Source organism: Kitasatospora sp. NPDC029367 (assembly GCF_055569135.1).
Genome location: NZ_JBVHYH010000129.1, coordinates 1 through 11,062 on the forward strand (window position 1 = coordinate 1; position 11,062 = coordinate 11,062).

Annotated in this window: 10 protein-coding genes; 5 read left to right on the top strand and 5 right to left on the bottom strand. The window is 72.6% G+C overall.

Going from position 1 to position 11,062, the window contains the following annotated elements:
* Positions 1 to 111: 111 nt before the first annotated feature.
* Both ACZ4W5_RS37115 and ACZ4W5_RS37120 read right to left on the bottom strand, forming a co-directional pair.
* Positions 112 to 1,425, bottom strand: coding sequence for a M18 family aminopeptidase (locus ACZ4W5_RS37115; protein ID WP_465659587.1), 1,314 nt, complete (start codon positions 1,423 to 1,425; stop codon positions 112 to 114).
* Between the two features lie 486 nt (positions 1,426 to 1,911).
* On the bottom strand, positions 1,912 to 3,741 hold the full coding sequence (locus tag ACZ4W5_RS37120; RefSeq protein ID WP_360239611.1) for an acyl-CoA dehydrogenase: 1,830 nt from the start codon (positions 3,739 to 3,741) through the stop codon (positions 1,912 to 1,914).
* A 215-nt stretch (positions 3,742 to 3,956) separates the two neighbouring features.
* Here ACZ4W5_RS37120 and ACZ4W5_RS37125 point away from each other — a divergent pair, with 215 nt between their 5' ends.
* The 3 genes from ACZ4W5_RS37125 (at position 3,957) to ACZ4W5_RS37135 (ending at position 6,108) form a co-directional block, all read left to right on the top strand.
* A complete protein-coding gene (locus ACZ4W5_RS37125) occupies positions 3,957 to 4,460 on the top strand; it encodes an SseB family protein (RefSeq protein WP_380408510.1) in 504 nt (167 codons plus the stop codon).
* 127 nt (positions 4,461 to 4,587) lie between these two features.
* Complete coding sequence (locus ACZ4W5_RS37130) at positions 4,588 to 5,547, top strand: pirin family protein (protein ID WP_360239608.1); 960 nt, start codon at positions 4,588 to 4,590, stop codon at positions 5,545 to 5,547.
* 192 nt (positions 5,548 to 5,739) lie between these two features.
* Positions 5,740 to 6,108, top strand: coding sequence for a hypothetical protein (locus tag ACZ4W5_RS37135; RefSeq protein WP_360239605.1), 369 nt, complete (start codon positions 5,740 to 5,742; stop codon positions 6,106 to 6,108).
* Between the two features lie 31 nt (positions 6,109 to 6,139).
* On the opposite strand, the gene ACZ4W5_RS37140 is transcribed toward ACZ4W5_RS37135, so the two are convergent.
* The 3 genes from ACZ4W5_RS37140 to ACZ4W5_RS37150 form a co-directional block, all read right to left on the bottom strand.
* Positions 6,140 to 6,961 carry a protein phosphatase 2C domain-containing protein gene (locus ACZ4W5_RS37140; protein ID WP_360239602.1) on the bottom strand — a complete coding sequence of 274 codons (822 nt, stop codon included), beginning with the start codon at positions 6,959 to 6,961 and terminating at the stop codon, positions 6,140 to 6,142.
* Positions 6,962 to 7,316: 355 nt separating this feature from the next.
* Positions 7,317 to 8,636 carry an amidase gene (locus ACZ4W5_RS37145; RefSeq protein ID WP_465659591.1) on the bottom strand — a complete coding sequence of 440 codons (1,320 nt, stop codon included), beginning with the start codon at positions 8,634 to 8,636 and terminating at the stop codon, positions 7,317 to 7,319.
* 25 nt (positions 8,637 to 8,661) lie between these two features.
* Entirely contained in the window at positions 8,662 to 8,892 is a 231-nt protein-coding gene (locus ACZ4W5_RS37150) for a hypothetical protein (protein ID WP_360239596.1), read from the bottom strand.
* 184 nt (positions 8,893 to 9,076) lie between these two features.
* Between ACZ4W5_RS37150 and ACZ4W5_RS37155 the strand changes: the two genes are divergently transcribed.
* Positions 9,077 to 10,015, top strand: a complete 939-nt coding sequence (locus ACZ4W5_RS37155) for an LAETG motif-containing sortase-dependent surface protein (RefSeq protein WP_465659593.1) — start codon at positions 9,077 to 9,079, stop codon at positions 10,013 to 10,015.
* Between the two features lie 97 nt (positions 10,016 to 10,112).
* Positions 10,113 to 10,880 carry a hypothetical protein gene (locus ACZ4W5_RS37160; RefSeq protein ID WP_465659595.1) on the top strand — a complete coding sequence of 256 codons (768 nt, stop codon included), beginning with the start codon at positions 10,113 to 10,115 and terminating at the stop codon, positions 10,878 to 10,880.
* Positions 10,881 to 11,062: the final 182 nt, after the last annotated feature.

Consider the following 11,062-nt stretch of genomic DNA (forward strand, 5'->3'; position numbering starts at 1 on the left):
CCCCCCCCCCCCCCCCCCCCCTCCCCCCCCCCCCCCCCCCCCCCCCCCCCCCCCCCCCCCCCCCCCCCCCCCCCCCCCCCCCCCCCCCCCCCCCCGTCACAGCGTCCGTGCTCAGCCCTCCAGGAAGGCCTTGATCGCGCTGGCCAGCAGGTACGGGTCCTCGGCCCCGCACAGCTCGCGCGCGGAGTGCATGGACAGCGCCGCGATGCCGCAGTCCACCGTCTTGATGCCCAGCCGCGCCGCGGTGATCGGACCGATCGTCGTCCCGCAGGGCATCGCGTTGTTGGAGACGAAGCTCTGCCACGGCACGCCGGCCTTCTCGCAGGCGGCCGCGAACACCGCCCGGCCGACCCCGTCGGTCGCGTAGCGGTTGTTGACGTTGACCTTGAGGATCGGCCCGTTGTTCGGCAGCGGGTGGTGGCCCGGCTCGTGCCGCTCGGAGTAGTTCGGGTGGACGGCGTGGCCCATGTCCGAGGACAGGCAGACGGTGCCGGCCAGCGCCCGGGCGCGGTCCTCCGGGGAGCCGCCGCGGGCGTACACCGTGCGGTCCAGCACGTTGCCGAGCAGCGGGCTCTGCGCGCCGGTGTCCGACTCGCTGCCGGTCTCCTCGTGGTCGAAGGCGGCCAGCACCGGGATGTACGGCAGCGCCAGCTCGCCCCCGGCGGCGGCGAGGGCCACGGCGGCCAGCGCGGCGGTGGCCGCGTGCACCGAGAGCAGGTTGTCCAGCCGCGGGCCGGCCAGCAGCTCGCGGTCACGGCCCAGGTAGGAGGCGGGCTGGACGTCATGGGTCATCAGGTCCCAGCCGGCCACCTCCTCGACGGCCAGCCCGGCCCGCTCGGCGACGTAGCCGATCAGCGAGCCCTCGTCGACCGGGCCGAGGCCCCAGATCGGGGTGACGTGCCGCTGCCGGTCCAGCTTCATGCCGTCGTTGACCTGGCGGTCCAGGTGGATGGCGAGCTGGGGCACGCGCAGCAGCGGCTCGTCCAGCTGGACGAGCCGCGCACTTCCGTCCTTCAACGCGAGTCTGCCGGACAGGCCGAGGTCACGGTCCAGCCAGGTGTTCAGCGGCACCCCGCCGTAGATCTCCACCGCGACCTGCCGCCACCCGGCGGAGCCGGTGTCGGGGACCGGCTTCACCCGCAGGTTGGGCGAGTCGGTGTGGGTGCCGACGATCCGGAACGGCGTCTCCGGCCCCGCGCCCTCCGGCAGGTACCAGGCGATCAGCGCGCCGCCGCGGATCAGGTAGCGCCCGCCGGCCGCCGCGTCCCAGGCGTCCGTCTCCGCGACCTGACGGAACCCCGCCTTCTCCAGGCGCTCGGCGGCGCTCGCGACCGCGTGGTACGGGGACGGCGAGGTGCCGAGGAACGCGATCAGATCGTCGGTGTGCGTCCGGTCGAAGAAGGCCCGGCGGGCGGCGGTCGACATACTGCTCCAGGGTCGAGGGAGGGCCGAAGCCGGATGGGGGATCGGCTTCGCACCTTGAGCATATGCCCGTACACGGACATGGCATTCGGGCCCCGGCAGGGGTTTCGGAACACCGGCACGATCCCGAACCCGCCTCCCACCGGCCCTTCTTCACGCCCTGGTCGCTCCCGGTCGCACACCGTCAGCGGACCGCGGCACGGGGGCCGCGCCTCCCCCGCCGGGCACGGCGCCGGAGCCCTTCGCCACCCGGCCCACACCCGGCCCACAGCCAGCCCACAGCCGGCCCACAGCCGGCCCGCAGGCTGGACCGCAGGCCGGACCACAGCCGGACCACACCCGGACCGCACCCGGCCCGCTGGGCCCAACTCCCGTACGGCCTCCGGGCCTTGGGGCGCCTCGCCCGCGCGAAGACGCCAAAGGGCCCGGTGGCAGCCGGGCCCTTCGGTGTGAGGGTGTCGTCAGGCAGTCAGAAGAGCGCGCAGGGCCTTAGAAGGCCTCCTCCGCCAGCTCCATGATCTCGTTGTCGATGCCCTCGGCGATCGCCCGCTGCGGGGCGATGGTCGGGAGGACGTTCTTGGCGAAGAAGCGGGCGGCCGCGACCTTGCCCTGGTAGAACGGCACGTCCTTCTCGGAGGCGCCGGCCTCCAGCTTGGCCAGGGCCACCGCGGCCTGGCGCAGCAGCAGCCAGCCGACCACGACGTCGCCGGAGACCATCAGCAGGCGGGTGGTGTTGAGGCCCACCTTGTACATGTTCTTGACGTCCTGCTCGACCGAGGTCAGGTCGGCGATGAGCTTGCCGACGATGGCCTCCAGGTCGCCGGCGGCCTTGGCGAGCAGCTCGCGCTCGGCGGCCAGGGCGTCGCCGCCCTCGGCGGAGCCGAGGAACTTCTGGATCTGCTCGTTGAGGGCGGTGAGCGCCTGGCCACCGTCCTTGACGATCTTGCGGAAGAAGAAGTCCTGGCCCTGGATCGCGGTGGTGCCCTCGTACAGGGTGTCGATCTTGGCGTCGCGGATGTACTGCTCGATCGGGTACTCCTGCAGGTAGCCGGAGCCACCGAAGGTCTGCAGGGACTGGGCGAGCTGCTCGTAGGACTTCTCCGAGCCGTAGCCCTTGACGATCGGGAGTAGGAAGTCGTTGAGGCGCTCGGCGGCCTCGTCCCGCTCGCCGCGCAGCTTGGCGGCCAGCATGTCGTCCTGGACGGACGCGGTGAACAGGACCAGCGCGCGCATGCCCTCGGCGTAGGCCTTCTGGGTCAGCAGCGAGCGGCGCACGTCCGGGTGGTGGGTGATGGTGACGCGCGGGGCGGTCTTGTCCAGGAACTGGGAGATGTCGGCACCCTGCACGCGCTCCTTGGCGTACTCCAGGGCGTTCAGGTAGCCGGTGGAGAGGGTGGCGATGGCCTTCGTGCCGACCATCATCCGGGCGAACTCGATGATCTTGAACATCTGGCGGATGCCGTCGACCTTCTCGCCCAGCAGCCAGCCCTTGGCCGGGTGCTTGGCACCGAAGGTCATCTCGCAGGTGTTGGAGGCCTTGAGGCCCATCTTGTGCTCGACGTTGGTGGCGTAGACGCCGTTGCGCTCGCCGAGCTCGCCGGTCTCCCAGTCGAAGTCGAACTTGGGGACGATGAACAGACCGAGGCCCTTGGTGCCCGGCTTACCGCCCTCGGGGCGGGCCAGCACCATGTGGATGATGTTCTCGGACATGTCGTGCTCGCCCGAGGTGATGAAGCGCTTGACGCCCTCGATGTGCCAGGAGCCGTCCTCCTGCTGGATCGCCTTGGTGCGGCCGGCGCCCACGTCGGAGCCCGCGTCGGGCTCGGTGAGGACCATGGTGGAGCCCCACAGGCGGTCGGTCATCCGCTTGGCGACCTCGAGCTGCTCCTCGGTGCCCTCCTCGGCGATGACACCGGCGAAGGCCGGGCCGGAGGAGTACATCCAGATGGCGGGGTTGGAGCCCAGGATCTGCTCGGCGAAGGCCCAGATCAGCGAGTTCGGGGTGACCTGGCCGCCGATGGACTCCGGGATGCCCAGGCGCCACCACTCGGCGTCCATGAAGGTCTGGTAGCTCTTCTTGAACGTGGCCGGGATCGGGGCGGTGTTGGTCTCCGGGTCGAAGACCGGCGGGTTGCGGTCGGTGTCGGCGAACGACGCGGCGAGGTCGTTCTCGGCGAGGCGGGCGATCTCGCTGAGGATGTTCTTCGCGGTCTCGACGTCCATGTCCGCGAACGGCCCGGTGCCGTACACCTGGTCGCGACCGAACACCTCGAAGAGGTTGAACTCCACGTCCCGCAGGTTGGACTTGTAGTGACCCATGGCCGTTTTCTCCGGTTCGTCGCTTCCGGGTGACCGCCGCGTTTCGGGCGTCCCGTACCCACCAGTAGGCATCATGATGCTACCCAGCGGTAACTTGGGCAAGCCCCCGACGGTGAATCCGGTATGAACGTGGTCACGTCCCACAAGCCGGGACGACCACTCCTTGTCAGGATCGACGCCAGCGCGGGAGGGTGCGCTCCCGCTAGCCTGTCCGTGTGTACGGATATGACCAGAACGCATACCCGGGTGACCCCTACCAGCAGCAGGCGGGTCCGCAGCCGGGCATGAACGGCATGCCCGGACCGGACGCGTACGGCGCGCAGGGGCAGGCGCCCCAGCAGTCGCTGTACCCGGAGCCCTCCCCGCCGTCCCTGGCGGACGCGGTGCGCGCCTTCACCACGGGCTCGATGGCGGTCGAGGACTTCCAGGCCATCTTCATCACCTCGAAGGTGCACTGCCCGCGCGGCGAGCGCCCCGGCTTCCTGGCACTGCACAACACGCCGACGCCGGTGATCCCGATGTTCAGCTCGCTCAAGGAGCTGCGCCGCTACGCCGGCAAGGACTCCAAGCACTTCACCGTCACCGGCGCCGAGGTGCTGGACCTACTGCCGACCGGCTACGGCTTCGCACTGGACATGGAGGGCGAGCACCGGATGGTGTTCGACGCCAAGGCGGTCGAGCAGATGGTCGACTTCACCATGCGCCGCATGTACGGCTGACCCATCCTGAGCGAGGAGCCCCGCGCTCCTTCGTCGACACATAGTTCAACTTTCAACTTGCTTGTTGTTGAGGATTGAACTATCCTCGTGGACGTAGGCCAGAGAACCCCCCTCGAAGGAGGCCGACATGCCCGCCGTGACCGTCGACAACCCGCTGACCCTCCCGCGCGTCACCACGCCGGACCCGGTCGTCGCCACCCCGCGGCCGGTGCTCACCGTCGCCACCGCCCCCGAAGGCTTCGAGGGTGAGGGCTTCCCGGTCCGCCGCGCCTTCGCCAAGATCAACACCAAGTACCTCGACCCGTTCATCATGATGGACCAGATGGGCGAGGTGGACTACGCGGCCGGCGAGCCCAAGGGGACCCCTTGGCACCCGCACCGCGGCTTCGAGACGGTCACCTACATCATCGACGGAACGTTCATCCACCAGGACTCGCACGGCGGCGGCGGCACCATCACCGACGGCGACACCCAGTGGATGACGGCCGGCTCCGGTCTGCTGCACATCGAGACCCCGCCGGAGTCGCTGGTGATGTCCGGCGGCCTGTTCCACGGCCTCCAGCTGTGGGTCAACCTGCCCGCCTCGGACAAGATGATCGCCCCGAAGTACCAGGACATCCGCGGCGGCAGCGTCAAGCTGCTCGGCTCGGCGGACGGCGGCGCCCTGATCCGCGTCATCGCCGGCGAGGTCGACGGCCACCAGGGCCCCGGCGCGACCCACACCCCGATCACCATGACCCACATCTCGGTGAACCCCGGTGCCCAGGTCACCCTCCCCTGGCGTGCCGACTTCAACGCCCTCGCCTACGGCCTGGCCGGCAGCGGCTCCGCCGGCGAGGAGCGCCGCCCCTTCCACATGGGCCAGGCCGTCGTCTTCGGCGACGGCGACTCCCTCACCATCCGCGCCGACGAGAAGCAGGACTCCCGCAACGCCAACTTCGAGGTCGTCCTGCTCGGCGGCCTGCCGATTCGCGAGCCCGTCGCCTGGTACGGCCCGTTCGTGATGAACAGCCACCGCGAACTCCAGCAGGCCATGGAGGACTTCCAGGCCGGCCGGCTCGGCACCATCCCCACCGACGCCCACTGACGTCGGCACACCCGAAGGGCCCGGACCGCACACGGTCCGGGCCCTTCGGCATGTTCGTACCGGAAGCCTCCGGAGCCCCATCCTCCCCTTGTCGCACGGGTGTTGACACCAGCTCCGGGCGTCTCGCAATAATGTCGATTGGTCTGAACCATTGGCCAAATTGGTCGAGACCACAACGGGAGGAACCCCACCATGCGCCGTGCCGTCCGGCGGCTCGCCGTACTCGCCGCAGCCCCGCTGATCGCCCTGACCGGCGCCACCGCGGCCCAGGCCCTGCCGACCATCGACACCAGCTCGTACTCCGTCACCGACGGGACGGGCACCTGCTCGATCAACGTGCACTTCTACTACAGCTCGCACTGGTACGTGCAGTACGACCTGATCAACTGGGGCAACGGCACCCAGGGGTGCGAGGCCGGCGCGTACACCAGCGACCAGGGCTGGGTCGGCCACATCACCAGCGGCAGCTACTCCACCAGCGACGACCCCTCCCGCTACGTGCGGCCGTGGGTGCAGAAGGTCGGCGACCCGTCCAGCTTCCGCTGGGGCAACAACCGCTGACCCCGCACCACCCGGGCAGCGCCTCCGCCGGCTACAGCAACGCGTAGACGGCGGAGGCGTCGTCGTGGGTCTTGCCGCGCGGCCAGCGCTCGCAGCCCGCGTCCGCCCGCTCCACCTCGCGGACCTGGGCGATCAGCTCGCCCGGCCCGGACTCCGCGAGCAGCCGCAGCACGTCCCCCCAACTGCCCAGCCCGAAGCGCTCGGTGTAGCGCGAGGCGCCGTCGGTGAGGGCGGCCACCGCATGCAGCCGCTCCAGCCGGACGAAGCCGGTCTCGGCGTGCTCGGCGGCCCGCGGACTGGCGGCGGCGATCCACGGACCGGTGCCCCGGTTACGGGCGGCGCGCACCGCCAACGCGTACTCCAGGTGCAGCGCGGCCCGCTCGGCCGTCCCCGGGACGGTCGCCCAGACCTGGCGGCGCAGCTCCTCCCCGCCGGGGAAGCGCTGGTTGTCGCCGATCACCTTGGGCGGGCCGTCCTTGAACTCCAGCACCAGCAGCGAGTCCCCGAGCACCAGGTACTCCAGGGACTCGCCGTGCCGCCGGGCCGCGACCACCATCGCCGCGGGCGTGTTGGCGTGGCCGAGGTCGCAGCGGCCGCCGTGCAGCGCGGCCGTCTCCACGATGGCGTCGGCCAGGCACTCGGCGATCGAGCGGTCCACCCGGTCGGTGAGCCGGGCGAGCAGGTGCACCCCCAACCGGCGGACGTACCAGGCGGTTCCGTGCCGGCACCCGGACTCCAGGCCGGCCGGCGAGCTGGCGCCGTCCAGCAGGACCAGTGCCTCCGGCGAGGCCGCCGCGAAGTCCTCGCTCTCGCGGTCGGGCCGCCGTGCTTCCCCTGCGAGCTGTAGCTGCATCCCGACAGTGTGGCCGCCGCCCCCGGCCCGCGCCCAGACCCCTGCGCCGGTGTGGCGCGGGCCGGGACCGGTTTCCGGTGGCAGCGGGGGCGATTCGGCCATACCGTCGGATAACGACTGGACAATTCGGCCAATCGGGGCCGGCCGGGTTTGGCACCACCTTCGGGTGCCGGAGCGGCCCGGGACTGACGAGGAGCGGAAGATGTTCTGGCAGTTCATCGTGGTGCTCGCCGCCGCGCTCGGCTTTCCGACCGCCGCACTGTTCTTTCTGATCGGCGGGCCGCGCTTCCCGGACGAGCGGCGCGGCCCCGACGCCTGACCCCTCCCCGGTCAGGCGGGCCCCTCCAGCGGGCCGCTACCCCAGCCCCTGACGCAGCGCCCGCTCCAGCACGGCGGCCCCGGCGAGCAGCCGCTCGTCCCCGCCCGCCGCGCCGACCAGCTGGAGGCCGAGCGGCAGCCCGTCCGCCGTCCGGCCGGCCGGCAGGCTCACCGCGGGCAGGCCGAGGAAGCTCCACGGCAGCGACATCACCCCGTTCCCCGTGTCGTGCAAGCCCTCCGGCGCCCCGCCGGTCGCCGAGGGCGCCAGCCACAGGTCCACCCCGGCAGCGGCCGCCGCCCCGGCCACCCGCTCCCGCAGCCCCTCCCGGAACCGCAGCGCGGCCGCCCGGTCCGCCGCCGCGACCCCCTGCCCGACCCGGATGCTCGCCACCGTCTCCGGCCGGTACAGCCCGCCGAAGCGGGCGAACCAGTCGGCATGGCTGCGGGCCAGCTCGAACCGGTTGACGAGCTGCAACTGCCGCGTCACCTCGGCGAAGTCGGGGAACAGCGGCACCCTGCGGACCGTCACCCCGGCCCGCGCCAGCCGTGCCACCTGCTCCTCGAAGGCCCGCCGCGCGGCCGGCTCCGCCCGCTCCAGGTACGGCCCGTCCGGCACGCCGCAGACCGGGGCCGCCGCCGCCTCCCCCTCCCGGGGCCGCCAGTCCTCGCACAGCAGCGGGGCCACCAGCGCCACGCCCGCCAGTTCGGCGGTGAACACGCCCAGGGTGTCGAAACTCGGCGCGTTCGGGATCACGCCCGCGAACGGGATCCGCCCGTACGTCGGCCGGAACCCCACCACCCCGCAGTACGCGGCCGGCCGGATCACCGAACCCACCGTCTGGGTGCCGACCGCCAACGGCACCAGCCCGGCCGCCACCGCCGCCGCCGAGCCGCTGCTCGAACCCCCCGGGGTGTGCCCCGGCCGGTGCGGATTGCGGGTCGGGCCCGGGGCGGTCGCGGCGAACTCGGCGGTCACCGTCTTGCCCGCGACCATCGCCCCCGCCGCCAGCAGCCGGTCCACCACCACGGCCTGCGGCCCCGCCAGCACACCCGGCGGCAGCGCGGACCCGGCGTGCGTGGGCAGCCCGTCCACGTGCACGATGTCCTTGATCCCCACCGCCACCCCGTACAGCGGCGGCCGCCCGGCCGGCTCCGGGTACCGTGCGGCCAACTCCCGTGCCCGCGCCCGCAGTCGGTCGTGCCGGCCGGGCTCCGCCACGAAGGCGTGGAGCAGCGGGTCCACCCGCTCGACCCGCCCGCAGAACCGGTCGACGTACTCGGACAGCCCGGGCACGCCGGAGCGCAGCCCCGCGGCCTCGGCGGTCAGCGACCGGGGCCGGACCAGCGATTCCTCCATACCGAGCACCGTAGCGCCCGGCCGCTCACTGGTGCTCGGCCGACAGGTACGGCGCCTCGCGCAGGAAGTACGCCCCGCAGGTGTGGCAGCACAGCTCCGGGGTCCGCCCCCAGTCCACCGCCTCCCGCACCGGCGCCCCGGGATCGAGCTCCCGGCCGCACATCGCCACGCTCTGCGCCCCCCGGACCACGTGCCACAGCCGCACCCCGCCGGCCTCCCCCTCGGGGCCGAACTCGGCTCGCATCTGGTGCATCATGCCCACCATCGTCCGACCGCCCCCACACCCCGGCAACCGGAGCACCCCGGCACTCGTCCCCGCCCGGAAGCGCCGGCTCCCCACCCCGGTAGGGTACGCGGGCGATCCAGTGCCGACGGCCCTCGCCGAAGCCTCAAGTCGCCCGAAAACACCCGAATTCCGCCCACAGATGGAGCTAGTCCGCGTGCGCTCTTCCCGTCTCCTCGCCGCTTCCGCGCTGACGGCGCTCACCCTCTGCGCCACGGCCGGCGCCGCCACCGCGAGCGCCGTCGGGATCACCACCCCGACCCCGACCCCGACCGGCACCGCGACCGCGACCACCGCCCCGAGCACCCCGGCACCGAGCGCCTCCGCGACCACCACGCCGAGCGCCCCGGTCACCCCCACCGTCAAGCCGATACCGAAGCCGACCGTCGACAACCGGTGCCACGGCGGCGTCTACCAGAGCGCCCTGCTCAAGGCCACCGGCACCGGCCTGTACGGGACCACCCTGGTCAAGGGCGGACCGGCTGCCGAAGTCACCGTGACCTGGGAGAACAAGAGCGGCGTCGACCTGCCCGTGGTCCACAACTCGCTCTACGTCACCGACGAGTTCGACGGCGACTACCCGGTCCAGTGGAGCACCGCGTTCTTCGACGTCCAGCTGAACACCGGCGACGGCTGGAAGCCCGCGCAGCTCAACGACCGGAGCCTCATCACACCCGAGTTCAAGCTGGCCAAGGGCGAGAAGCTCACCTACAAGGTCCGGATCGCCGCCACCGCCAAGGCCCCGGTCGGCCGCTACGGCGCGAACTACGAGGCCGGCTCGGACGCCTTCGACAACGACAAGGTCCCCACCCCGGCCAACAACAAGCCCCAGGCCTGCACCCAGTTCCTCGACGACTACCTGGGCGAGTTCCACGTCGCCGAGGCCGGTGGCTCCACCACGCCGGCCACCACGCCGGCCACCGTGCCCGCCGCAGCCGTCTCGGCCTCCGCCTCCCCGTCGGCCGGCCCGCACCTGGCCGAGACCGGCAGCTCCTCCAACACCCTGCCGATCGCCCTCGGCGGCGCCGCCGTCCTGGCCGCCGGCGCCGGTACCCTGTTCGTCCTGCGCCGTCGCAAGGCGGGCGCGCACAGCTGATCCCGCGTGAAATGAACCGAGGGGCACGGACAACCGTTCGGGCCCCTCGGTGGTCTTCCCGGAGAGCGACACCCGACCCCACCGCTGGAGCCCGCCGATGCGTCCCGCCCGCCTTCCCGCCGCCTGCACCCTGCTCGTGCTCACCGCCGGTCCGGTCGCCCTCGCCACGGTCCCCGCGTTCGCCTCCGACAGCCCGACCACCGCCCCCGCCGCGACACCCAGCGTGACGCCCGGCGTGACGCCCACCGGGACTCCCTCCGAGACCCCTTCCGCCACCCCGACGCCGACCGCCCCCGCCGACTGCCCGGAAGGCACCACCGCCGACCCGATACCGGCCACCGGCAGCACCGGCACCCCGGGCGAACTCGCCGTCACCTTCACCAACACCAGCACCACCACGGTGAAGCAGCTCGCCACCACCGTCGCCCTCGCCGACGGCAGCGGCAGCCTCCCCCTGGAACTGCGCGCGGGCGCCGGCGCCTGGAAGCCCCTCACCGTCACCGGCACCCCGGCCAACACCGGCGCCTACCAGGTGCCCCAGGGCCAGCGGCTCACCCTCCAGGTCCGGCTCGCCGCCGACACCCCGCACGGCGACCACCGCCTCACCTTCACCGCCAAGTCCGAGGTCCTGCCGAGCGGCTCCGCCCCGGCGAAGAAGTACACCTGCCCCCAGCTCACCGCCACCTACACCGGCACCCTCACCCCCGCCGACCACGCCCAGCCCCCCACCGCCACCACCCCCACCCACCTCGCCGACACCGGCGCCGGCACCGCCACCCGCCCCCTCGCCATCGCCGGCACCACCGCCCTCCTCCTCGGCACCACCCTCCGCCTCCTCACCCGCCGCCGCCCCACCACCGACTGACGGACGGGCCCCGCCGGACCGGCAGGGCCCGGACTCACCGGCTCCGCGCGAGCCCCCACAGGGTGAACAACCCTGCGGGTCGATACGCCTAGGGCGTGTCTTGTGGATCAGGTCGGACCAGACCGCGGCGTCAGGGTGCGTGCATCGCAAGGCGGAGGAGGGAGTCCATGCGGTGGGGGCAC